Origin of the sequence: Clostridium sp. CCUG 7971 (assembly GCF_017590215.1) — a bacterium.
In the GTDB taxonomy this organism is placed as follows: Bacteria; Bacillota; Clostridia; order Peptostreptococcales; family Peptostreptococcaceae; genus Faecalimicrobium.
Genome location: NZ_JAFFPK010000042.1, coordinates 13225 through 37412 on the forward strand (window position 1 = coordinate 13225; position 24188 = coordinate 37412).

General features: G+C 30.1%; 22 protein-coding genes and 2 pseudogenes. All 24 read right to left on the reverse strand.

What is annotated here, in order from left to right; translation table 11 throughout:
- Positions 1-2: 2 nt before the first annotated feature.
- Positions 3-1397 carry a F0F1 ATP synthase subunit beta gene (gene atpD, locus JWF52_RS05860; RefSeq protein WP_208332452.1) on the reverse strand — a complete coding sequence of 465 codons (1395 nt, stop codon included), beginning with the start codon at positions 1395-1397 and terminating at the stop codon, positions 3-5.
- A 16-nt stretch (positions 1398-1413) separates the two neighbouring features.
- Positions 1414-2277 (reverse strand): ATP synthase F1 subunit gamma, encoded by an 864-nt coding sequence (atpG, locus tag JWF52_RS05865; protein ID WP_208332454.1) that lies wholly within the window; start codon positions 2275-2277, stop codon positions 1414-1416.
- A 27-nt stretch (positions 2278-2304) separates the two neighbouring features.
- Positions 2305-3807, reverse strand: coding sequence for a F0F1 ATP synthase subunit alpha (atpA, locus tag JWF52_RS05870; RefSeq protein WP_208332456.1), 1503 nt, complete (start codon positions 3805-3807; stop codon positions 2305-2307).
- 15 nt (positions 3808-3822) lie between these two features.
- On the reverse strand, positions 3823-4365 hold the full coding sequence (locus JWF52_RS05875) for a F0F1 ATP synthase subunit delta (RefSeq protein WP_208332458.1): 543 nt from the start codon (positions 4363-4365) through the stop codon (positions 3823-3825).
- Entirely contained in the window at positions 4362-4862 is a 501-nt protein-coding gene (atpF, locus tag JWF52_RS05880) for a F0F1 ATP synthase subunit B (protein WP_208332460.1), read from the reverse strand. Before atpF ends, JWF52_RS05875 begins: the two co-directional genes overlap by 4 nt.
- Before the next feature lie 84 nt (positions 4863-4946).
- Entirely contained in the window at positions 4947-5204 is a 258-nt protein-coding gene (atpE, locus tag JWF52_RS05885) for an ATP synthase F0 subunit C (protein ID WP_208332461.1), read from the reverse strand.
- 51 nt (positions 5205-5255) lie between these two features.
- Positions 5256-5963, reverse strand: coding sequence for a F0F1 ATP synthase subunit A (gene atpB / locus JWF52_RS05890; RefSeq protein WP_208332463.1), 708 nt, complete (start codon positions 5961-5963; stop codon positions 5256-5258).
- Positions 5964-5965: 2 nt separating this feature from the next.
- Positions 5966-6355: an ATP synthase subunit I gene (locus tag JWF52_RS05895; protein WP_208332465.1), complete on the reverse strand. Its 390-nt coding sequence runs from the start codon at positions 6353-6355 to the stop codon at positions 5966-5968.
- Between the two features lie 4 nt (positions 6356-6359).
- Positions 6360-6587 (reverse strand): AtpZ/AtpI family protein, encoded by a 228-nt coding sequence (locus JWF52_RS05900; protein WP_208332467.1) that lies wholly within the window; start codon positions 6585-6587, stop codon positions 6360-6362.
- A 484-nt stretch (positions 6588-7071) separates the two neighbouring features.
- Positions 7072-7701, reverse strand: a complete 630-nt coding sequence (gene upp, locus JWF52_RS05905) for a uracil phosphoribosyltransferase (RefSeq protein ID WP_208332468.1) — start codon at positions 7699-7701, stop codon at positions 7072-7074.
- Between the two features lie 12 nt (positions 7702-7713).
- On the reverse strand, positions 7714-8166 hold the full coding sequence (gene rpiB, locus JWF52_RS05910; RefSeq protein ID WP_208332470.1) for a ribose 5-phosphate isomerase B: 453 nt from the start codon (positions 8164-8166) through the stop codon (positions 7714-7716).
- A 131-nt stretch (positions 8167-8297) separates the two neighbouring features.
- On the reverse strand, positions 8298-9338 hold the full coding sequence (locus tag JWF52_RS05915) for an L-threonylcarbamoyladenylate synthase (protein WP_208332472.1): 1041 nt from the start codon (positions 9336-9338) through the stop codon (positions 8298-8300).
- Between the two features lie 28 nt (positions 9339-9366).
- Positions 9367-10047, reverse strand: a complete 681-nt coding sequence (locus JWF52_RS05920; RefSeq protein WP_208332474.1) for a ZIP family metal transporter — start codon at positions 10045-10047, stop codon at positions 9367-9369.
- 152 nt (positions 10048-10199) lie between these two features.
- Positions 10200-11264 carry a peptide chain release factor 1 gene (gene prfA, locus JWF52_RS05925; protein WP_208332476.1) on the reverse strand — a complete coding sequence of 355 codons (1065 nt, stop codon included), beginning with the start codon at positions 11262-11264 and terminating at the stop codon, positions 10200-10202.
- A gap of 42 nt (positions 11265-11306) precedes the next feature.
- The gene (gene prmC / locus JWF52_RS05930; RefSeq protein ID WP_286184022.1) at positions 11307-12179 is read right to left on the reverse strand and encodes a peptide chain release factor N(5)-glutamine methyltransferase; all 873 of its coding nucleotides are present in this window, start codon (positions 12177-12179) and stop codon (positions 11307-11309) included.
- Entirely contained in the window at positions 12169-13068 is a 900-nt protein-coding gene (locus JWF52_RS05935; RefSeq protein ID WP_208332477.1) for a DUF1385 domain-containing protein, read from the reverse strand. The genes prmC and JWF52_RS05935 overlap by 11 nt, the downstream gene beginning before the upstream one ends.
- Before the next feature lie 103 nt (positions 13069-13171).
- Positions 13172-13756, reverse strand: coding sequence for a thymidine kinase (locus tag JWF52_RS05940; protein ID WP_208332479.1), 585 nt, complete (start codon positions 13754-13756; stop codon positions 13172-13174).
- A 147-nt stretch (positions 13757-13903) separates the two neighbouring features.
- Positions 13904-14104, reverse strand: a complete 201-nt coding sequence (gene rpmE / locus JWF52_RS05945; protein WP_042278031.1) for a 50S ribosomal protein L31 — start codon at positions 14102-14104, stop codon at positions 13904-13906.
- Between the two features lie 119 nt (positions 14105-14223).
- Positions 14224-15821, reverse strand: a pseudogene (rho, locus tag JWF52_RS05950) (transcription termination factor Rho).
- Positions 15822-16124: 303 nt separating this feature from the next.
- Positions 16125-17129, reverse strand: coding sequence for a class II fructose-bisphosphatase (gene glpX / locus JWF52_RS05955; protein ID WP_353654882.1), 1005 nt, complete (start codon positions 17127-17129; stop codon positions 16125-16127).
- A gap of 274 nt (positions 17130-17403) precedes the next feature.
- A pseudogene (gene galU, locus JWF52_RS05960) lies at positions 17404-18344 on the reverse strand (UTP--glucose-1-phosphate uridylyltransferase GalU).
- Between the two features lie 115 nt (positions 18345-18459).
- Positions 18460-20373: an oligoendopeptidase F gene (pepF, locus tag JWF52_RS05965; protein ID WP_208332483.1), complete on the reverse strand. Its 1914-nt coding sequence runs from the start codon at positions 20371-20373 to the stop codon at positions 18460-18462.
- Positions 20374-20803: 430 nt separating this feature from the next.
- On the reverse strand, positions 20804-23173 hold the full coding sequence (gene spoIIE / locus JWF52_RS05970) for a stage II sporulation protein E (protein WP_208332485.1): 2370 nt from the start codon (positions 23171-23173) through the stop codon (positions 20804-20806).
- A gap of 90 nt (positions 23174-23263) precedes the next feature.
- Entirely contained in the window at positions 23264-24184 is a 921-nt protein-coding gene (locus tag JWF52_RS05975; RefSeq protein WP_208332487.1) for a Ppx/GppA phosphatase family protein, read from the reverse strand.
- Positions 24185-24188 lie beyond the last annotated feature (4 nt).

Below are 24188 nucleotides of genomic sequence, written 5' to 3' on the forward strand. Positions count from 1 at the left end.
TATTATCTACTCTCCTTTGATTTAGCAACAGCTTCTTCTATATTCCCTACGAATAAGAATGCTGATTCTGGTAAAGCATCATGCTTTCCTTCTAATATTTCTTTGAAACTTCTTATAGTTTCTTTTAATGGTACATATTTACCAGCAAATCCTGTAAATTGTTCTGCAACGTGGAAAGGTTGAGATAAGAATCTTTGTATCTTTCTAGCACGAGCAACTGTTATTTTATCTTCATCTGATAATTCGTCCATACCAAGTATAGCTATTATATCTTGAAGCTCATTATATTTTTGTAATATAGATTGAACTCCTCTTGCTACTTCATAATGTTCTTTTCCAACTATATGTGGGTCAAGAACTCTTGAACTAGATTCTAATGGGTCAACCGCTGGGAATATCCCTAGTGACGCTATTTGTCTAGATAAAACAGTTTTAGCATCTAAGTGAGTGAATGTTGTAGCTGGCGCTGGGTCAGTTAAGTCATCCGCAGGTACATATACAGCCTGAACTGATGTTATAGATCCACTCTTAGTAGATGTTATTCTCTCTTGTAATCTACCCATTTCTGTAGCTAATGTTGGTTGGTATCCAACTGCTGATGGAGTACGTCCAAGAAGAGCTGAAACCTCAGATCCTGCTTGAGTGAAACGGAATATATTATCTACGAATAATAAAACGTCTTGGTTTTCTTTATCTCTGAAATATTCCGCCATTGTAAGCCCTGTTAATGCAACTCTCATTCTTGCTCCAGGTGGCTCATTCATTTGTCCAAATACTAGTGCAGTCTTGTTTATAACTCCAGACTCACTCATTTCACCATAAAGGTCATTACCTTCTCTAGTTCTTTCTCCAACACCTGCGAATACTGATATACCACCATGTTGAGAAGCTATGTTATTTATAAGCTCTTGTATAAGAACTGTTTTTCCAACTCCGGCTCCACCGAATAGACCTATCTTACCACCTTTTAAGTATGGTGCTAATAAGTCAACTACCTTTATACCAGTTTCTAATATCTCAGCAGTTGGCTGTAATTCTTCAAAGCTTGGTGCTGGTCTATGTATAGGTAATTGAGGAGCACTTTTTGGTGCTTCTTTACCATCAACTGGTTCTCCTAATACATTGAATATTCTTCCTAATGTTGCATCTCCTACTGGAACACTTATTGGAGCCCCAGTATCAACAGCATCCATACCTCTAACAAGTCCATCCGTTGAACTCATTGATATACATCTAACAGTGTCATCACCTACGTGTTGTGAAACTTCTGCTACTATTTCTTTATCTCCATGCTTTATCACTAATGCATTTAATAGATTAGGTAAGCTTTTTTCACTATTAAACTTAACGTCTAATACCGGCCCTATGACCTGAACTATTTTACCTACATTTGCCATGTCCTAACCTCCTTAATTATTGAGCTGAAGAAGCCCCTGCAACTATCTCAGATATTTCTTGAGTAACTGCTGCTTGTCTAGCTCTATTGTAAACTAATTCTAATTTAGATATCATCTCGTTAGCATTATCTGTAGCTGATTCCATAGCATTTCTTCTTGCAGCTTGTTCAGATGCATAAGACTCTGCTATAGCTCCATATACACTTCCTGAAATGTACTTAGGTAATATGTATCCAAGTACTGAATCAGCTGAAGGTAAATATTGAACTGCAGATTTACTCTTTTTAACTTCTTTATCATTATCATTATTATCTATAGTAAGTGGTAATAACTTAACTATTTTAGGTTCTTGTGTTAATGCAGATATAAATTGTGTGTAAACAAGATTTACCTCATCAACTTCTCCATTTTTATAAGCATCCATTGCCCTTTGAGCTACTCTATTAGCATCTTCATAAGTAGCTTCTTCTACAGTACCTATAGAGTCCATTAATTCATATCCTCTTTTTGAGAATGAATCTTTAGATCTTTTACCTATAGAAATTACCTTTGCTCCATTAGAATGTTCATGCGCAATTACAGCTTTTAAAATATTAGAGTTATAACCTCCAGCTAGTCCTCTGTCACCAGCTATTACTATGAAACACGATTTATTTACTTTTCTCTCTTTAAGAAATACATTCTTACTATTGCTCGTATTTTCAGCTATATCCTGAACAGTGTTGTATAGAGTATTAAAATAAGGCTTTACACTTTCAGCTCTCTCCTTAGCTTTTCTAAACTTAGAAGATGAAACTAGTTCCATGGCCTTAGTTATTTGCTTAGTACTCTCAACACTCTTAATACGAGTTTTAATTTCCTTCATTCCAGCTCCTGCCAATTGGGTTACCTCCTTTTTTAAAAAGGATTACGCTTCTATAACAAATTTTTTCTTAAATTCATTTATAGCGTTAGTTAATTCTTGAGCAAAATCTCCAGCTTCAAGAATTTTCTTTCCTATTTCTGGATAATTTGTATCTACAAATTGATATAATTCTTTTTCAAATCTTTGTATATTATTAACCGGTATATCTGATAATAAATCATTAGTTACAGCATGTATTATCATAACTTGATTTTGAACAGATAATGGTTGATGTTCACCTTGTTTTAATACTTCAACTATTCTTTCCCCTTGTGCAAGTCTCTTCTTTGTATCTTCATCTAAGTCAGATCCAAACTGAGCGAATGCAGCAAGCTCTTTATATTGAGAGTAAAGAAGTTTTAATGGTCCAGCAACTTTTTTCATTGATTTTATTTGAGCTGATCCTCCAACCCTTGATACTGATATACCAGGGTCAACTGCTGGTCTTATACCTGCGTAGAATAATTCAGGTGTTAAGTATATTTGTCCATCTGTTATAGATATAACGTTAGTTGGTATATACGCAGAAACGTCTCCACCTTGAGTTTCTATTATAGGTAATGCAGTTATAGAACCTCCACCTAAGTCATCTGATAACTTAGCTGCTCTTTCTAGTAATCTTGAATGTAAGTAGAATACATCCCCAGGATAAGCTTCACGTCCTGGTGGTCTCTTAAGTAATAATGACATCTCTCTGTATGCAACGGCATGCTTAGTTAAATCATCATATACTATAAGAACATGCTTTCCATTAAACATGAATTCTTCACCCATTGCAACACCTGCATATGGTGCTAAGAATTGTAAAGGTGCAGATTCAGATGCAGTAGCAGATACAACTATTGTGTAATCCATCGCTCCACCTTTTTCTAATGTATTAACTAATTGAGCTACTGTAGAACGTTTTTGTCCTATAGCAACGTATATACATATAACATCTTTACCTTTTTGGTTAAGTATTGCATCTATACATATAGATGTTTTACCAGTTTGTCTATCACCTATTACAAGCTCTCTTTGACCCTTTCCAATTGGAACCATTGCGTCAATTGCTTTTATACCTGTTTCTAATGGTTGATGAACAGATTTTCTAGCTATTATTCCTGTAGCTTCAGATTCAACTGGTCTAAATTTATCTGTGTTTATAGGTCCTTTTCCATCTATAGGTTGACCTAATGCGTTTACAACTCTTCCTACTAAAGCGTCACCAACTGGAACTGAAACTACATTCCCAGTTCTCTTAACAATGTCGCCTTCTTTTATTCCTTGGTCACTACCAAGCATAACAGCCCCAACCATATCTTCTTCTAGGTTAAGAGCCATTCCGTAAACTTCTCCTGGAAATTCTAAAAGTTCTCCTGCCATAGCATTTTCTAATCCGTAAACACTAGCTATACCATCTCCAACTTTTAAAACACTACCTGTATCAGTTAACTCAACTTTATTCTCATAATTTTTTATTTGCTCTTTAATTATAGAACTTATTTCTTCAGGTCTTAAGTTCATGGGTTCACCGCCATTCTAAGATATTACTTGAGATAATTGATTTTTCATGTTGGCTAAACGAGCCTTAACAGTACCATCTATCTCTTCGTTTCCAAGTCTAACTAGAACTCCTCCTATGGTAGACTCGTCAACTTTATTTTCTAAAGTAACATTTTTATTGTATTTGCTTGAAAGTTTAGCTTCAAGCTGCTTTATTTCTTCTTGGCTCATAGATACTGCTGTTATTGCAATACCTTCTATGATATTATTCTTTTCATTTAATAATTCTTTAAAAGATTTCTGTATAGCTTCTATAGCCGATACTCTATCTTTATCTGCCATTATTTTTAAGAAATTGTTTAAGCTAGAGCTTATTTGTCCTTCAAAAACTTTCTCTAATAATTCTTTTTTGTCTCCCTTTCCTACAAGAGGAGATTTTAAAACACCATAAAAATCTTGATTCGATTTTAGTGTATCTACTACTGCATTTAGTTCTTCATATAACTTAGTAGTTGAGTTTGTTTCTTCTCCTACTTGAAATAGGGCTTCAGCGTATCTTCCTGCGATTACATTTATCATTTAGCTTCGCCTACCTCTTTTATAAAGTTATTTATTAACTCTTCATGCTTAGATTTGTCTAAGTCTTTTTCTATAACCTTAGATGCAGCTAATAATGCTATGTCTGATATATCATCTTTGATTTCATTCATAACTTTTTGTCTTTCTTGTGCTACATCTTTGCTAGCTTTTTCTTTTAAGCTTTGAGCTTCTTGTTTTGCAGTAGATATTATTTCAGATTCTTTTTGCTCTGCTCTTAAAGTAGCTTGCTTTATTATTTCTTGGCCTTCATTTTTAGCAGAACTTATTTTTTCTTCGTATTCCTTCTTTAAAGATATACCTTCATTTTTAGTTCTTTCTCCATGAGCTAAGTTTTCTTGTATATCTTTTTCTCTAGCTTCTATTATACCTAGTACTGGTTTAAATAAAAGTTTCTTTAAAAGCATAAATACTAAGAAAGTATTTATAAGTTGAAATGCTAATTCATATGATATGCCTATAAGCGGCTTTAATTCCATGTGTTATCCTCCTTTCTACTAATCACAATTTATAATTAGGAGATGGCAAATCCATCTCCTAATTATAAAAATATTCTAATATTCTTAACCTAAAAACTTCATAAGTGGGTTAGCGAATAGAAGGATTATTGCTATAACTAATCCGTATATTGCTGAAGATTCTGCAACTGCAGCTCCAAGTAACATTGTTTGAGTTATATCTCCTTTAGCTTCTGGTTGGTTACCAACTGCTTCTGCTGCCTTTCCTGCTGCGAATCCTTGTCCGATCCCTGCTCCTATACCTGTTACAACTGCAAGACCTGCTCCTATAGCTGAACCTGCTAATACTATAGCTGTTTCCATAATTAATTTCCTCCTTAAAATTTTTTTAATTTTTATTTTAAATTATTTTCTTTAATCTCCTACTGCTGCATTTCCAACGAAAACCATCGTTAACATTATAAATATAAACGATTGTAGTAATCCTGCAAATATATCGAAGTATAAATGTAGTGGTACAGGTATTAATAACTGACCGATTGGTATCGATACTCCTGGTATAAGTGTTGATAAATACGCTAAGAAATCATATAGTAGCTTCATTATAACCGATCCACCTAATATGTTACCAAATGGACGGAAACTTAATGATATTGGCTTAGCCAACTCTCCTATTAAGTTAAGCGGTAGTAAAAATGGTACTGGCTCAAGTAAGCCTTTAAAGTATCCAAATCCATTAAACTTAACACCTGCAAAGTAAATCATAAAGAATGTTATTAGTGCCCATGCTAATGTTGTATCTAAGTCTGTAGTAGGAGATCTAAATCCTAATAATCCTATTAGATTTGAACATGCAAAGAATAAGAATAAACTTCCTATGTACGGTATGATATTCGGCATTCTTTTTATTGTTTTTTCACCCATCGTATCAGTTACAAATTTAGCAAGTCCACCTATAGCAAACTCTAAAAATATTTGAACTTTACTTGTAGGAACTTTCTTTAAGTTTCTAGTAACTAAGAAAGATATTAAAGCTAAAGCAGCTATTATAATCCAACTTGTTACTACTGTATCACTTATTTTAAAGTTTCCTAAAAATAAAACCCATTTTGCTTGGCTCATACTTATTCCTCCTTTCTTTTTAGCTTGTCTATTAGTATTCTTCTTGATAATATAACAAATTTAGGGCTAAGTAACCCTAGTGCCACCCCTAATATATTCAAATACGGGGCCTGCGCAGAAACTAATAAAACTATACCTATTATAGTCATTCTCACTACATATCGACTTGACATATGTATTTGAGCTTTTGAAGCAGACATAGTTACTGCTTTGTCTATAGATAGTGCTAACAATCTAAAGTTTAATACTGCTATGATTGTTCCAAATACAATTCCTAACAGCATAGCTTTAGTAAAGTTTGATGTAATTAGTAATATTGCTATTATAATAATGTCAAATACTATAACTCCTTTTGTTATGTATTTTATCTCATTTCGCATCTTTATATCCATGATATCACTTCCTTTTTGCATAGACAGCTAAAGTCTTATAAACAGACATGAATGCTCCACCTATTCCTAATAATATAAATATTAATAAAAATATCGGACTTGTATTCAATTTGGAATCGATAAATTTACCTATAAACATACATCCAAATATAGGTATTATTATCATTAATCCAACCTGAGTTAATAAAGAAAGCATCGTCGCTATTTCAAAATATGGATTTCTTTTACTCATAAATAGTACCTCTCACTATCATAAGATTATTTATTTTATAAAATTTTTATGCTTAATTTTTTAGTAAATTATATTTCATACCCAAAAAACTCTAATATAATTTTACCACTTTTTATGTGTTTTTCAAATGTTTTTTATCAAATTGATTAAATTTGATTTTTATTGACTTTTTTCGTGTAATTTTTTTTCATTATTTTATTTTTTGACTTTTTTCATATAAATTTTTATAAAATTCGTGCTAATATATAAACTAATTTATAATTTTTGTATATTATATATTAACTTATACATATTTTTATCTTTATTATACGCCTAATATACGTAATTATCCATAAATATATTAACTTTTTTTGGAAAATTATAGTTTGCTTTTTATATTCTGTATACAATTTTATTTTTTAATTTTTTATTAAATTTAATTAAAATTATTTAATATATAACAAAAGGAACCTATATATAATATAGATTCCCAATATTTTATTAATTATTTTGTTCCGAATAATCTATCTCCTGCATCACCTAATCCAGGCACTATATATCCGTGGTCATTTAATTTTTCATCTATAGATGCTACATATATATCTACATCTGGATGATATTTTTGAACTTCGGCTATTCCTTCTGGAGCTGCAACTAAGTTAACTAATCTTATAGAATTAGCTCCTTTTTTCTTAAGTACATCGATAGCTGCTACAGCTGATCCACCTGTTGCAAGCATTGGATCTACTACTATCATTTCTCTCTCTTCTATATCTTGCGGAAGTTTACAGTAGTATTCTACTGGTTGTAAAGTTTCTGGATCTCTGTATAATCCTACATGACCAACTTTAGCAGCCGGTATTAAACTAACTAATCCATCTACCATTCCAAGTCCAGCTCTTAATATAGGCACTATACCTAATTTTTTCCCAGCTATAACTTTAGAAGTTGCCTTCACTACTGGAGTTTCTATTTCTACATCTTCTAATTGTAAATCTCTTGTTATTTCATATCCCATTAACATTGTTATCTCTGTTAAAAGTTCTCTGAAATCTTTAGACCCAGTGTTTTTGTCTCTCATAAATGTTAACTTATGTTGTATTAATGGATGGTCTGTTACTACTACCTTATTCATATTCTTTTCCTCCTACTTACTGTACTTCTTTTCTATTTCTTTTATCATATCAACTCTTCTAGAGTGTCTATCGCCTTCAAATTCTGTATTTATCCAAGCTTCAACTATTTCTAAAGCTAAACCTCTACCTAAAACTCTTTCACCTAGAGATAGCATATTAACATTATTGTGAGCTTTTGACATTTTTGCAGAAAATACATCTGATACGACTGCGCATCTTATTCCTGGAATCTTATTAGCTGCTAAAGATATACCTATACCTGTTCCACAACATACTATTCCATAATCTACTTCGCCGTTTTTAACTGCATTAGCAACTGTTTCTCCATATATAGGATAATCAACTGATTCTAAAGAATTATTTGGTCCGAAATCTACACATTTAATTCCTTTTTCCTCTAAATATTTTACTATTTCTGTTTTTAAATTATATCCTCCGTGGTCACTTCCTAAGCCTATGATCATATGTATATTTCCTCCAAATTATATTTTAGTAAATTTTTCGTATATCATATAAATACTCAAATTATCAATATTATACACTATTTTTGTAACTTTAGGAATAGTATAAGCTAAATTTGTGAAAATGTTTTATTCTATGCTTCTATAACTTTATATCCTGCTGATTTTAACAATCTATTCATAATAGCCTGTCCAACACCTTCAGTTGGAAATGCTTCTGAATATATTACATCCACATTTCTTTTATCCATTTCTCTCAATACATCAAATAGATTACTACCAACTGCCTCTAACGAGTCACCTAAAGCAATAACTTCTCCATTATATTGCTTTTCATTCTTACTTAGACACATTACTCCCGTTTTAATATTATTTTTAGAGTTTTCATCTATCATGTTATTAATTCTATCTATTACTTTATTATCATTCCCAGATACAATATATACATCAGCATTTGGCGCATAATGTGTATATTTCATTCCAGGTGCCTTAGCTTTTTTATTATCTTCTTTCTTAGATAAAGATGGGTCTATAGCAACTTCATTAATTACTTTTTCCAAATCTTCTTTTGTTATACTACCCGGTCTTAAAATCATCGGTATATCTGATGTTAAATCTAATACTGTAGATTCTAGCCCAAAATTGCTGTCTCCACCTAATACTATCCCACTAACTCTGCCATTCATTTCTTCATAAACATGATTAGCTTTAGTTGGAGATGGTCTACCTGATATATTTGCAGAAGGTGCTGCTATAGGTACACCTGCTTCTCTTATTATTTCTCTAGCTATTTTATGAGATGGCATTCTAATAGCTACAGTATCTAACCCACCACTTGTAGTGTTAGGAATTATATCCTTTTTATCTAAAATTATTGTTATAGGTCCTGGCCAAAACTTATCCATTATAATTTCAGCTTTTTCACTTATATTTTTAGCTAGATCATAAACTTCATTCTTATCATATATATGTACTATAAGTGGATTGTCGCTAGGTCTACCTTTTGCTTCATATATCTTTTTAACTGCACTTTCATCTAATGCATTTGCGCCTAATCCATACACTGTTTCTGTTGGAAATATAACTGTGTATCCTTCTTTTAATAACTTAGCTTGCTTTTTTAATTTTTCTGAATCTATATTATTTATATCAATTTCGCTTATTATAGTTTTCATCTTCTGTGTACCACCTTCATTTTTAGTTTTAGATGCAATTTACAATAACTGTTCCTACTAAAAAACCTATTATACAATATAGACTTCTTGATTTAGGAAATATCTCTTCTAGTACAACATACATCATTGTCCCTGCTGCAGTAGCAAGAAATACACCTATTAGAGAACTAAAAATACCTCCAAAGTATGCACCTAAAAAACTTCCTATACCCATAGGTATTCCTGCTATTACTGTAAATAATATTATTTTTGAAATCTTCATTTTTGATCCTACTAATCCCAAAGCCATTGCCAATCCTTCTGGTATATTATGAAGGCCTATAACTATAGCTAAAGTCACTCCTAAAGATTGTGCAGACATAAATGAAGACCCTATAGCTAAACCTTCTGGCAAGTTATGAAGCATTATACTTATAAATATAAGATATCCAGACTTCATATCTTTTGATACATCTAGCCTAGTTTTTATATACATAGTTAAAAGTACCCCAACAAAGGTAAATATTACAGTATAAAGTACTCCCATTTGATCCATCGATTCACTCATCAAATCAAATGTAACTACCGCTAACATTATTCCCCCAGATAGTCCCATAAAAAAGTCTAAATACTTGTCAACATTCCTCTTAAAAATAGCAGATATAACTCCTCCAAATCCAGTTCCTATAACTCCTGCTAAAAGTCCTATTATAGTTATTTTAAGTATCATATTTCCCCTCCTTACAAGTATATATAAATATTATATACTTGCTAAAGGTATAAGATAACTTAAAAATACATTTGGTTTATATCAATCATGTATAAATAAGTTTAAGTTTAATCCTTAAATTACTATAGAAAAATCCCTAAATTAATAGGGATTTATATTGCTAACATTTTTTCTGTTTGGTCAACAGTTATTAAAGCATCTATCATTTCATCGATATCTCCATCTAGGAATGAATCTAACTTGTATAATGTTAAGTTTATTCTATGATCACTTACTCTTCCTTGAGGGAAGTTGTAAGTTCTTATTCTTTCAGATCTATCTCCCGTACCAACTTGACTCTTTCTTTCTGCTGCTATATCTTTATTTTGTTCAGCTATAGCTTTGTCATTAAGTCTAGCTACTAGTATCTTAAGAGCTTGTTCCTTATTTTTTAATTGTGACTTACCATCTTGGCAAGATACAACTTCTCCTGTAGGTATGTGTGTTACCCTTACTGCAGAGTCAGTAGTATTAACACTTTGTCCACCATTTCCTGAAGAACGGAATACGTCTATTCTTAAATCATTTGGGTTTATATTTACTTCTACTACTTCAACTTCTGGAAGCACCGCAACTGTTGCAGTTGATGTATGTATTCTTCCTCCTGATTCAGTTGAAGGTATTCTTTGAACTCTATGAACCCCAGATTCATATTTAAGTCTTGAATAAGCACCTTTACCTTTTATTAAGAAAGATACCTCTTTGTATCCACCCACACCAGTATCACTTGCACTTAATAGTTCTATCTTCCATCTTCTTCTTTCAGCATATCTAGAATACATTCTAAATAAGTCTCCTGCAAATAGAGCCGCTTCATCTCCACCAGCTCCACCTCTAACCTCAACTATAACGTTTTTATCATCGTTAGGGTCCTTAGGTAATAGCAGTATTTTAAGTTCAGCTTCTAATGGTTCTACTTGGCCTTCCATTTCAGATAGTTCCATTTTAGCTAATTCTCTTAATTCTTCATCTGATTCTTCTTGTAATATTTCTTTTGATTCTTTTATAGCATTTAATACATCTGTATACTCTTTGTACTTCATTACGATTGGCTCTAAATCAGAATGTTCTTTCATTAGTTTTTGCCAAGTCTTTTGATCGTTTATTATTTCTGGATCACTTATCTTTTCATTTAACTCTTTATATTTATCTTCTAGTACTTCTAGTTTTTTTAGCATACTTTCACCTCTTTAATTGTAACATATCAATTGTTCATTATATCATAGTTTAAAGCCTATAACAACTCTATCAATGCCTTGTATATCCTTCTTTGTGTATATTTTAGTATATCCATTATTCTTCATAATCTCACAAACATCTTCAGCTTGATCATGTCCAACCTCATAAGCTAGTATTCCATTTTGCTTTAAAAATTCATGAGACCCTTTTGTTATATCTCTATAAAAATTAAGACCATCAACTCCACCTTCTAAAGCATTATATGGTTCATAATCTTTAACTTGAGTATGTAAAGTCTTCATATCGTCTCTTCTTATGTAAGGAGGATTAGAAACTATAACATCAAATTTAACATTTTCATCTTTTATAGCGCTAAATAAATCTGATTTTACAAAATTTATTTTATGCTCTACATTATTATTTATAGCATTTTTCTTTCCTACTTCTAAAGGAATATCTGATATATCAAATGAAGTTAAGCTAGCATTTTCTAAATATTTAGCTAAACTTATAGTTATAGCACCTGAACCAGTACCTATATCTAATATATTGACGTTATTTTTATCTTTGCAAAGTTCTATTAATTCTTCTACTAATGGTTCTGTATCCGGTCTAGGAATTAATACACCCTCTTTTACATAAAAATCAAGTCCCATAAATTCTCTATTTTCAATTATATAAGCTACTGGTCTTCCACTTAATCTATCATTTATTAATTTTAAAAATATTTCTTCTTGCTCTTTCGTTAACTCTTTATTTAAATTCACGTGTATATAAATTCGATCCACATCTCCAAGAGATTTTTGTAGTAATAATTCTACATCTAACCTTGGAGTATCACTCATTTGAGTTAGAGCTTCTGAGTATTTAATAATTACATCTCTTATTGTCATATCTGCTCCTTTATTTTTCATCTACTACAGCTTTTAATGCAGCTATTGCTACTTCTAATTGTTCATCATCTGGTTCTTTTGTTGTGAAATTTTGCAACATCATACCTGGATATGCGACAAACTTAGTAAATTTATTATTATATTTCCCAAGAAATCTTATTATTTCATAAGATATTCCAGCCACTATAGGTATACATATTATCCTCATAACTACTCTCATTATAGGATTTGGCCAACCAAAGAAAGAAAACAATATTATAGATATAAACATAACTATAAATAAAAAGTTAGTTCCACATCTTGGATGTAGTCTTCCAAATTTCCTTGCATTTTCAACTGTAAGTTCCAAGTTATTTTCATAGCAATATATAGATTTATGCTCTGCTCCATGATATTGAAATACTCTTTCAATATCTTTATTTTTTGAAATTAATATTATATATCCAAATAATATACTTATTCTAATTAAACCTTCGATTAAATTAAGCAATAAATCATTACTTGCAAATTTAGAAAATATACCTCCAACCATAGTTGGCAATAGTATAAATAAACCTATTGATAGTATTAATGATAGCACTAATGAAAATAACAGTATTATATCATTTGCTTTATCTTTAAATATCTTCTTTATAAGTTTATCAAAGAAATCTTCCTCTCCTTCTTCTAAAAAGAATTCAGAAGAAAAGTTTAAACTCTTTATTCCTTCGATCATGGTTTCAATTAATACAAATGATCCTCTTATAAAAGGAATTTTATCTATATTCTTCTCACTTATCCAACTTTTTATTTTATTTTTCTTTATTATAATCTCTCCATCACTCTTTCTAACAGCAACAGCCCTTTTATCTTTAGACTGCATCATAACACCTTCTATTAGAGCTTGCCCCCCGACAGCTTGTTTCTTCATATACTCACCTCTTAAATTTAGACTTAAGCTACTTATATTTTATTATAATACAAAAATACCCTTTAAAGTAAAACTTTAAAGGGACATATATATTGCAATAAGTCTATTTTTCATCATTATATACTATATGACATTTTCTACATCTAGCTTCATAGCTTTCTACAGCTCCTACTTGTATTATAGGATCGTCATATTTTGCTGGTTCTCCATTGATTAACCTTTGCGATCTTGTTGCAGGCTGACCACATACAGAGCATATAGCTTGTATTTTATCAACAAATTCTGAAACAGCTAAAAGTTCAGGAGTTGGGCCAAAAGGCTCTCCTTTAAAATCCATATCTAACCCTGCAGCTATTACTCTTATTCCCTTATCAGCTAAATCTACTGCTATGTCCACTATTTTTTCATCAAAGAATTGAACTTCATCTATACCAACCACTTGAGTTTTGCTATCTATAAAGTCATATATTTCCTTTGGACTACTAATCGGTATTGCATTTACACTGTCTCCACTATGAGAAACTACATCTTCTTTACTATATCTGTCATCTATTTTAGGTTTAAATACAACGATATTTTGCTTTGCTATTTTAGCTCTTTTTATTCTTCTTATAAGTTCCTCACTTTTACCACTGTACATAGGTCCAATTACAACTTCTATATATCCATGATTGACTGGTCTATACATACTTAGTACCCCCATTCTTTAATAATTATTTTTTCATTAGCTTGAATTTCAATAATCTATATTTTAATTTAATCACTAGGATTAAAGATTTATCATCATTATTTCAATAAAATAGGAGTTGGCTGCCCAACTCCACTTTTATAAAAACTAGTCCATTTTGAATCTCTTCTTGAACTTGTCTATTCTTCCACCTGCTTCTATATTCTTTTGTTTTCCAGTATAGAAAGGATGGCACTCAGAACATATTTCTATTTTTATCTCGTCCTTAACAGAACCAGCTTGGAATGTGTTTCCACAAGCACAACGTACTTCTACAGCTTGGTATTTTGGTTGTATATCTTTTTGCATTCTTAGTCACCTCTTCTCTTATTTTTATAAATTAAATATATTAATTTTTCGTTTTGCATTATCAACTACACCATTATAGCATAAGTTTTTTCTTGGTTCAAGGAGTTTTTGAATTCCTATTAAAGTGCTTTTATTGATTTTATAAACTCATCATTATTTCTAGTTCTCTTAAGAAGTTCGATAACTTTATCAGTAACTTCTAGTACAGAATTGTTACTCATTTCTCTTCTTAATCTCCATAATGCAGATTTTTCCTCTTCAGTAAGTAATAGGTCTTCTCTTCTTGTTCCAGATTTGTAGATATCTACTGCTGGGAATATTCTCTTTTCAGCTAATTTTCTATCTAAATTTAATTCCATGTTACCAGTACCTTTGAATTCTTCAAAGATTACATCATCCATTCTAGACCCTGTCTCTACTAATCCAGTTGCAAGTATCGTAAGTGAACCACCACCTCTTATGTTTCTAGCAGCTCCAAAGAATTTTTTAGGTCCATGAAGTGCTCCTGGATCTAAACCTCCTGATAAAGTTCTACCAGTTGGAGATATTGTTAAATTGTAAGCTCTTGCAAGTCTTGTAATACTATCTAATAATATCACTACATCTTTTCCATGTTCAACTAATCTTTGAGCTCTATTTAAAACCATTTCTGCAACCTTAACATGATGACTTGATACTTGGTCAAATGTAGAATAAATTACATCTCCATTTATAGATTCTCTCATATCCGTTACCTCTTCAGGTCTTTCATCTATTAAAAGTACTATTAATTCAACGTCAGGATGGTTTTTAGCAATGCTATTTGCAACATTTTTAAGAAGACTCGTCTTACCTGCTTTAGGAGGGGCTACTATTAAACCTCTTTGCCCTTTACCTATTGGAGATATTAAGTCTATTAATCTTGTTGCTATATCATTTTGGCTTCTTTCTAATGTTAATCTTTCCTCTGGATATATAGGAGTTAACAGTTCAAACGCTCTTCTCTTTATTGCTGTATCTGGATTTTCATCATTTATTTTTTGAACATATAAAAGTGCTCTAAATTTTTCACCAGTTTTAGGGTGTCTAGTTATTCCCTTTACTTTATCACCAGTTTTCATATTAAATCTTCTAATTTGAGATGGTGATACATATACATCATTTTCTGTAGATAAATAATTTGAACCTCTTAAGAATCCAAATCCATCTGGTAATATTTCAAGAACTCCCATTACCTCATCATCTTTAGAAGTATTGAATTCATCTACTATTTTAGACTCATCTACTACTTTTGGAGTGTAATAATTTTTATTATTATTATTTCTTGGGTTATTATTATCTATACTTTGACTTCTATTTTCGTTATTAGGTTGTCTATTATCATTTCTTTGGTATCTGTTTTCTGTATTTCTAGAATATTTATTATCCGATTCTTTTCTCTCATAAGGCTTTACATAAGCTCTATTTTGAGTTTGTCTATTATCTGATTGTTTATTATTCTCTTGCGATTCATTTGTAAAAACATTATTTGTTTTTACACCCTCTTCTTTATCTATTTTTTTTCTTCTTTAGCATTGTTTTTATTATTTTCGTTTATTAACTCAATTAATTCATTTTTCTTATACTTACTAATTGATTTTATACCTAATTCCTTAGCTATTTCTTTCAATTGAGGCAAAGTCTTACTGCCTAATTCATCTAGTGTTATATTCTCTAAACTCAAAAAAATCCTCCTCATCTATTTTTCATTTATATAATTATATAATTTTCATATATTATTTTTGGAAATTAAAGGTGTGAAAAAGAAAAGTTTTACTTAACAATTAATTTTAATAATATCATCACTCATATACTAAGGTCAACAAATAAAAATTAAAACTAATTGTAAGAATAAAGTTAATTTTCATCTACTTGTATATATTGAACACTTTTCTTAATTTTAAACTTAATTTTTATAAAAATTTATGTGCATTTAACATATAAAATAGACAACACGATAAATATGTTGTCTATTTTAATTAGTATTTTATAAGTTTTAAATTTATTCCATATTATATTTTTTCATTAATTCAACTAATATATCATTTTTATCTAAACTATGAATTGCATCAACAAATCTTATTGTACCTGTTTTAGCTCTCATTACTACAGATTGTGTCTTAGCTTTATTGCCACCTACATGTTTTACTCCTTCTAGTAAATCCCCCTCTGTAATTCCTGTTGCCGCAAAGAATAAATTATCTCCTTTAGCTAAATCATCTATATCTAAAACTTTTTCAAGATCTTCATCAGAGTAACCCATTTCATGGCATCTTACTCTTTCTTGCTCACTTAATGGATATATCTGACCTTGCATATCTCCACCCATGCATTTTATAGCTGCAGCTAATATTACTCCTTCTGGGCCTCCACCAATACCCATCATCATATCTATCCCTGTTTCTTCGAAACAAGTAGCTATTCCTGTTGCCACATCTCCATCCCCAAACATTTGGATCCTAGATCCTAATTTCCTAGCAGCTTCAACTATATCATTATGTCTTTCTCTATCTTGAACTGTTATAGTCATTTGTGTTGTTTTTTTACCTAAAGCTTTTGCCACAGATATAATATTTTCTTCTGGACTCTTAGTTAGATCTATTGCTCCCTTAGCATTTGGACCTACTACAATCTTTTTCATGTATGTATCTGGTGCATTTAATAAACTCCCTTTAGATCCCATAGCTATTACTGATATAGCATTTGGAAGACCTTTCGCTATTAAAGTAGTTCCATCTAAAGGATCTACTGCTATGTCAACTTCCATACTATCTTCATTTTGCATACCTACTTTTTCACCGATATATAACATAGGAGCTTCATCTAATTCCCCTTCTCCTATAACAACTTCTCCATTGATTTTAACCGATTCAAAAGCTTTTCTCATTGCTTCTACTGCTGCACCATCAGCACCATTTTTATCGCCTTTTCCCATAAATTGCGATGATACTAATGCCGCTGCTTCCGTTACCCTAACAAGTTCTAATGCTAAATTTCTATCCATAATAATATATTCATCTCCTTAGTTAGTCTTATTAATGAAAATTATATATTATATTTGTTAATTAGTAAACATATATGTGCACTTTAAGTAATTAGTATGATATATTAGTTCGTATTTTCAATATAGTATTGTTAATAACTCTAATTTATACATCAAATAAAAAAACTGATCTTTAAAATAAAGACCAGTTTTTTACTACATCATTGATGTAAGTACGCTTAAAAGTGCCGTCATACTTGATACTACAAGAATTGCTACAATAAATATAGCTATAGCTTTATTTCTCTTTTTTTGTTTCACATTTGCCATTTATCTTTCCCCCAGTGTTATCTATTTTTTGATTATCAAACCTATCGTTAATTTTTTTTAGATATTCTATAAATCCGTCTCTAAGTTCTGGTCTTTTAAGAGCAAAATCTACAGTAGCTTCTAAAAATCCTAACTTATCTCCTACATCATATCTTCTACCATCAAAGTTATAAGCATACATAGCCTCTTTTCTAGATAGTTCTTTTAAGGCATCTGTAAGTTGGACTTCTCCACCCTTTCCAGATGGCAAATCTTCTAATATTTCAAATATCTCAGGAGTTATTATGTATCTACCTAGTATAGCTATATTAGATGGAGCTTTTCCTGGCTCTGGCTTTTCTACTAGATCTTTAACCTTATAAACTTTATCTTCTATATGCTTTGCTGCTATTATTCCATACTTGTCCGTATCTTTTGCATCAACTTTTTGTACACCTAGTATAGTAGTTCTATATTCTTCATAAGCATCTATAAGTTGCTTTAAGCAAGGAACTTCATTGTCAACAATATCATCTCCAAGCATTACAGCAAATGGTTCATCTCCTATAAAGTGTCTTGCGCAGTATATTGCATCTCCCAAACCTTTAGGTTCTTTTTGTCTTATATAGTGTATATTTATCATATTAGATATACCTTGAACTATATCTAATAATTCTTTTTTCCTTTTTGCTCAAGCTCTAATTCTAATTCTACAGATTTATCAAAGTGATCTTCTATTGATTTTTTATTTCTACCAGTTATTATAAGTATCTCTTCTATCCCTGAAGCAACTGCTTCTTCTATTATATATTGTAATGTTGGTTTATCAACTATTGGTAACATTTCTTTTGGTTGTGCTTTTGTTGCTGGTAAAAATCTAGTACCTAAACCTGCAGCTGGTATTACAGCCTTCTTAACCGTTCTTTGCATAAAATTATTACCTCCACTAAATAAATTGAGTCTATTATTTTAATATATAAAAAGCCCTAAAAATAGGACTTTTGATATATATTTTAACACTAATATATTAAACTTGTCATGTAAATTATTTTGACACTAGTTTTTCAAGTTCTTTGACTAAGTCATCAAATTTTTTAATAGTACCTTCTATCGGTTTAGTACTAGTTAAATTGATACCTGAATTTTTTAGTAAATTTATAGGGTAATCTGATCCTCCTTGTTTAAGGAAATTCATATAATTATCCGGTCCATTAGTTAATATATCTTGTGCAAAACTAACTCCTGCACTACATCCTGTAGCATATTTATATACATAAAAACTATTATAAAAATGTGGTATTCTAGACCAACCTACTTTTGCCAATTGATCTAACTCATAATCTTTCCCATAATATTTTTGTAAAAGTGATCCCCAAGTGTCATCTAATACTAAGGCGTTTACACTTTCTCCTTTTTCAACCATTTCATGTATACTTTTTTCAAACTCAGCATACATAGTTTGGATATATAAAGTATCTTTTATTAAATCTAGATATTGAGTTATATAATATGCTTTTTCTTTATCATTACTAGAATTTTTTATAAGAGTCTCATATAACAATGCCTCATTAGTTGTAGATGCCACTTCATGAGTAAATATTGATGGATCTGAGTTAAAGTAACTTTGATTTTTAGAACTTATATATTCATATGCCGCGTGACCTAATTCATGGGCTAATGTAGATACTGAACCTAAACTATTGTTATAATTTAATAATACATAGGGATGATTTCCGTAAACTGATAAGCAGTATGCACCACTTACCTTATTTTCATTAGAATATACATCTACCCATCTTTCATTAAATGCTTTATAAAGTATATCTCCATATTCTTCTCCAAGTGGAGCTAAGGCTGAATATACTATTCCTTGGCCTTTATCATAGGTAATATTTTTATCAATAGGCTCTAACATAGGAACAAACATATCATAATAGTATACCTTATCTAAATTTAAAACTTTTTTTCTAAGGCTAACATACTTATGAAGGCTATCTGTGTTTTTACTTACTGTTTCTATTAATTTATCATATACTTTTGTGTTTATATCATCTGACTTTAAATACATATCTAAAGATGAATCATATCCTCTTTCACTTGCGTAGAATACATTCTTTTTAACTTGGCCTATTAGTAAGCCTGATAAAACATTTATATTGTCATCATAAGCTAAAAATTCACTTTGATATGCTTTTTTTCTATCTTCTCTGTCACTACTTCCCATAGCTGAAGCGTACTCAGCTGGAGTTAAATTAGTCTTTTTATCCATATTCTTAAATAAATCATAAAGACGTCCTGGGAGAGAAGACATTGATGAAGTATTTGCAAGTATATCTTCACTCTTTTCATCTAAATAATACTTTTTACATCTCCTAATATCTCCTAGGTACATGCCATAATTTTTGCTTATCTTCTTATCTGATATTATTTTTTCATATTCTTTATCTGATAATTTTAATATCTCTAACTCTAAATCTGAACATATTCCCATATACTCTTTATAAACTTTCCCCATGCTATCATTTAAATCTAAATACTTATAAGAATTTTTATTTGTATCTTGTTTTAATTTAACATATGCAGATAGTTTATTCACTCTTACATCTAGCTTTTCTTTAATACCTAAAGCAAAAGATAGATGAGTTTTCGATTTTGTAACTTTTCCTATATAGTTTTTAAGCTCTTTAGTATCTTTACTAAATGATTTAAGTTCTTTTTTCCACTCATCATCACTTTTATATAATGATTGTAAGTTCCAACAAGTTTTAGTGTAATCAATACTTGGTTTTTGTTGTTCTTTTTTACTTTCTTGTTCTTCTTTTTCTTCGTTATTATTCATAAAACGAGTAATATAATTAATTTTGCTAATACATTGTGCATCAGTTTTTGTGCTCATTGGTATAGTACAAAAAATAGATATACATAAAGGTATTATTACTTTACACAGTTTTTTACCCATAAAAAGCCATCCTTTCAATAAAATCTACTTATCTATTAGGATGGCTTTTTGAGTCCATATTATTCAACTATTACCATTAGAAATTTTTTATCAATTAAATACTTATCCACATATTTATACACATATTCACAGGTAGATTTACGACAAAAAATTAGTTTTTTCAGTATATATAAATGTCTTTATTTTTTAACTTTTTCTAATTTCTAACAGTTTATTAACACTTTTTTTGCAGTTATCAACATATTTTATAACTTATCCACGTATTTTTGTTAATAAATGCTATTAATTAAGGTGTTTTCAAAAATATCCAAATAAAAATGTATTTGTAGTATTTTGTCGAACTTTGAAATTCCAACATTCTTAGCTATATTTAATTTTATCCACAATTCATTAACATTTTATCCATACCTTGTTGATATATTATTTATAATTAACTTGCACACACTTTTGTAACTAAAACAGTCATATCATCTTCAACATTTCCATCTTGTATTTCTATAGCTCTATCTAATATTAGATTTGCTATTTCCTTAGGATTTGTAGTATCTATCTTTTGTATAAAATAAATTAGCCAATTATCGCCTAAGTTCTTATTCTTACCTGCATCAAGTATTCCATCAGAAACCATTATTATATAATCTCCATCCTTCACCTTAACAGCTTTTCTATCTAACTTTATATCTGATAATATTCCTACCGGAAGAGATGATGATGATACTAAATCTATATCTTCATTCTCCCTTTTTATATACGTAGAGCAAGCTCCCATCTTTATAGTTTCTAAAGACCCTTTTTTTAAATCCATGATACCTAAATCTAAAGTTGAAAACATCTCATCTGAAGATTTTAATAATAACATGTTATTTATAGTATTTATAATTATTTCATCTTCAATCTTTGCATCCATCATTTTCTCTAATATATCAATAGTAATAGCAGACTCTTCATATGCCTTTTTTCCTTTTCCCATACCATCACTTATTGCTATCATATACTTACCATCATTTATATCCATATATGTATAGTTGTCTCCACATAATATATGACCATCTTTGGACATAGAAGATACTTCCGTAATAGCTTTATAGTTTTGTGATTTAGTTAGGATTATTTTACACCTTTCACCTAGAGAATGGCATCCTATCTTTTGTGCTGATAAACTTTCTTCAACAAAATCTGAAACTACTTCTATAAGACTTTTTTCACACATACAACCACTACTACAAGTGGTTTTTTCTATAGTTATTTCAAAATCATCTTCACCCTTACTTATATAACTTACTCTATCAACCTGTATGTTATTTCTTTCTAAATGATCATGTATGCTCTTTTCTTTTTCTATATCTAAAATTATGCTACTTTCTAAATCATTTGATAATGATTCAATAGATTTAGATATACTTCTAATTTGATTAGATATTAGCTTTCTACTTTCCGAAAACTTCAGATTCCAATTATAATCTATTGCAAACATTTTGTAATAGTAATTTGATACCTTTATTATCGCTTCTGGCTTTATACATTCTTTAATAAATTCATCCGATGCATCATCTATAGTTATTTCTCCATTTTCCTCTAGCTTTTCTAAAATTTCATACATTAAGCTATAAGTATGGTTAAATTTCATTTCCCAACAACGTCTTTTCATTCCACAATTTCTACACTCATCGTTATGTATCATATCAACAACAGTTGCAATATCTCTTTGGTCTATTACCTTTTCTTTTTCTCTTATCTTATCAAATGTATAAGCAAGTTCATCATATGCCTTATACATATTTATAAGTCTATTGTTAGTTAAATTTTTACTTCTCATTATATAATCATATATTACTTCATTTGAGGTTATATTTGTTCTTACAAGCTTCTCAATTTTAGCAAAAAACTTCTGTGGTAATAAAACTACAATTAAACAAGCTATTAGCATATCTCTAATCTGTGTTAAATTCGAAGTAATTCCAGAGGTATATGCATAAATTATTATCCAGCTTAATATATATCCTAATATACAAAAATATTTATTTAATTTACTAAAAGCTCCACCTACAAGCCCCGCAAAAGAGTAGATTCCCATGTATATAACTGAACCTACATTATTTATTATAAATGCTATTCCAACTATTACTCCAGAAGCTGAACCCATAGGCGAGCCTCCTAAAATTGCAGACACTAAAATTAATACAGTCGCTAAAACAGTTCTAAAAGAAACACCTAATAATGATATATCGCCTATTCCAATTATGCTAAAAGTCATTATTAAACTTATAGATATAGCTTCTTCAACCTTAACTGATATCCTATTATTTGAATTAGTTAATAATCCTATTCCAAATGAAAATATATACGTAGCTATAAAAGTAATTACACTTTCAATAAAAGCTAAAAATATATCGTACATATAAGTATCAGATAAAAATGCTTGTCCTATAGATATAGGTATAATTATTGCACTACCTATAAATGCTAACTTTAATATAGAGGTTACACCTTTTAGCTTCTTGCTAATAATCAAAAGTATAAATAGGCATACTGTATATTTAAGATTGTAGGACATACTATTAGCCGATAAAAATGTCCCTGCTAACACAGATATAAATACTGGTAGCTTATATCTTTCCGTTTTTGATATATATAAGAAAAATGCCACTCCCAATGGAGCTATTGACCCTATTAATATAGATCTACTTAATAGAAATCCCATTATAACAAATAAAATTGTATTTGCATCAATATATCTTTTTATCTTTATGTTCTTTAAATCTAAGTTTTTATTTTTTACACTCGCTACAGTTTTCTCCATAAAAAATCTCCCCCTCATTTGCTTATAAAGAAATTGTAGCAAAGAGGGGGATTTTTTTTTGTCATATTCGGTTTTGCTTGTCCTAAAATATTAAGACATTTTTTGTAACTTTTGACATATTAAGCCTTCCAAATTATCGTATTCACTTACTGTTATATTTTCTATTTCTAGGTTTTCCATTATTATATTTAATATTTTTACACCAGCTGTTATAATATCCGCTCTTTTAGGTTGTAAGCCTTTTAATGTTTTTTTATCATTTAATGTCATTTTCTTTAAATTTTGTAGAATTGTTTTTATATCCTCATTACTTATACTACTATTATGTACCTTTTCCATAGAATATACTTCTAATTTCTGGTTCATCGCCGATAGAGAAGTTATTGTTCCACCGATACCCACAAGTTTTTCTATTTTCTTTTCTTTAATATATTTTAAGGTATCTCTAATTTCATTCAATATAAAATTAGACATATCTTCAAATTCTACCTCACATATAGGATCTTTTTTTAAAAACTTTTCTGTAATTCTAAGAGCACCTACATTTTCACTTTTTGCAAACTTTATTCCATCTCTATCTCCTATAATAAATTCTGTGGATCCTCCACCTATATCTATAACTAATATATCTTTTTTATCTTCTAATCCCTCTAATACCCCTTTAAAGCCTAGATTGGACTCTTTACTACCACTTACTATCTCAACATCTATCCCCGTCTTTTCTTTAGCTAAGTCTACAAAATAATCTCCATTTTTACTATCTCTAAGCGCAGATGTTCCCATACAATATATATACTCACATTCTTGTTCTTTGCAAGTAAGTGCAAATTCTTTTAAAGCATCTATATTTCTTTGTATAGCATCTTCTCCTATATATCCATTTTCATCTACACCTTGCCCAATTCTAGTTGTATTAACAAACTTTTCTCTATTTATTATTTTACCATCTATATAATCTGCTATTAATAATCTCATTGAATTAGTACCTATATCTACAGCTCCTACTTTCATTACT

Excerpts from the sequence above, each read along its gene's own strand:
- atpD (WP_208332452.1), bottom strand. The coding sequence starts at position 1,397 with ATGGCAAATGTAGGTAAAATAGTTCAGGTCATAGGGCCGGTATTAGAC.
- atpA (WP_208332456.1), bottom strand. The coding sequence starts at position 3,807 with ATGAACTTAAGACCTGAAGAAATAAGTTCTATAATTAAAGAGCAAATA.
- JWF52_RS05875 (WP_208332458.1), bottom strand. The coding sequence starts at position 4,365 with ATGATAAATGTAATCGCAGGAAGATACGCTGAAGCCCTATTTCAAGTA.
- atpF (WP_208332460.1), bottom strand. The coding sequence starts at position 4,862 with ATGGAATTAAAGCCGCTTATAGGCATATCATATGAATTAGCATTTCAA.
- atpE (WP_208332461.1), bottom strand. The coding sequence starts at position 5,204 with ATGGAAACAGCTATAGTATTAGCAGGTTCAGCTATAGGAGCAGGTCTT.
- atpB (WP_208332463.1), bottom strand. The coding sequence starts at position 5,963 with ATGAGCCAAGCAAAATGGGTTTTATTTTTAGGAAACTTTAAAATAAGT.
- JWF52_RS05895 (WP_208332465.1), bottom strand. The coding sequence starts at position 6,355 with ATGGATATAAAGATGCGAAATGAGATAAAATACATAACAAAAGGAGTT.
- JWF52_RS05900 (WP_208332467.1), bottom strand. The coding sequence starts at position 6,587 with ATGAGTAAAAGAAATCCATATTTTGAAATAGCGACGATGCTTTCTTTA.
- upp (WP_208332468.1), bottom strand. The coding sequence starts at position 7,701 with ATGAATAAGGTAGTAGTAACAGACCATCCATTAATACAACATAAGTTA.
- rpiB (WP_208332470.1), bottom strand. The coding sequence starts at position 8,166 with ATGATCATAGGCTTAGGAAGTGACCACGGAGGATATAATTTAAAAACA.
- JWF52_RS05915 (WP_208332472.1), bottom strand. The coding sequence starts at position 9,338 with ATGAAAACTATAATAAGCGAAATTGATATAAATAATATAGATTCAGAA.
- JWF52_RS05920 (WP_208332474.1), bottom strand. The coding sequence starts at position 10,047 with ATGATACTTAAAATAACTATAATAGGACTTTTAGCAGGAGTTATAGGA.
- prfA (WP_208332476.1), bottom strand. The coding sequence starts at position 11,264 with ATGCTAAAAAAACTAGAAGTACTAGAAGATAAATATAAAGAGTTAAAT.
- prmC (WP_286184022.1), bottom strand. The coding sequence starts at position 12,179 with ATGAAAAATAAAGGAGCAGATATGACAATAAGAGATGTAATTATTAAA.
- JWF52_RS05935 (WP_208332477.1), bottom strand. The coding sequence starts at position 13,068 with ATGAAGAAACAAGCTGTCGGGGGGCAAGCTCTAATAGAAGGTGTTATG.
- JWF52_RS05940 (WP_208332479.1), bottom strand. The coding sequence starts at position 13,756 with ATGTATAGACCAGTCAATCATGGATATATAGAAGTTGTAATTGGACCT.
- rpmE (WP_042278031.1), bottom strand. The coding sequence starts at position 14,104 with ATGCAAAAAGATATACAACCAAAATACCAAGCTGTAGAAGTACGTTGT.
- pepF (WP_208332483.1), bottom strand. The coding sequence starts at position 20,373 with ATGGGTAAAAAACTGTGTAAAGTAATAATACCTTTATGTATATCTATT.
- spoIIE (WP_208332485.1), bottom strand. The coding sequence starts at position 23,173 with ATGGAGAAAACTGTAGCGAGTGTAAAAAATAAAAACTTAGATTTAAAG.
- JWF52_RS05975 (WP_208332487.1), bottom strand. The coding sequence starts at position 24,184 with ATGAAAGTAGGAGCTGTAGATATAGGTACTAATTCAATGAGATTATTA.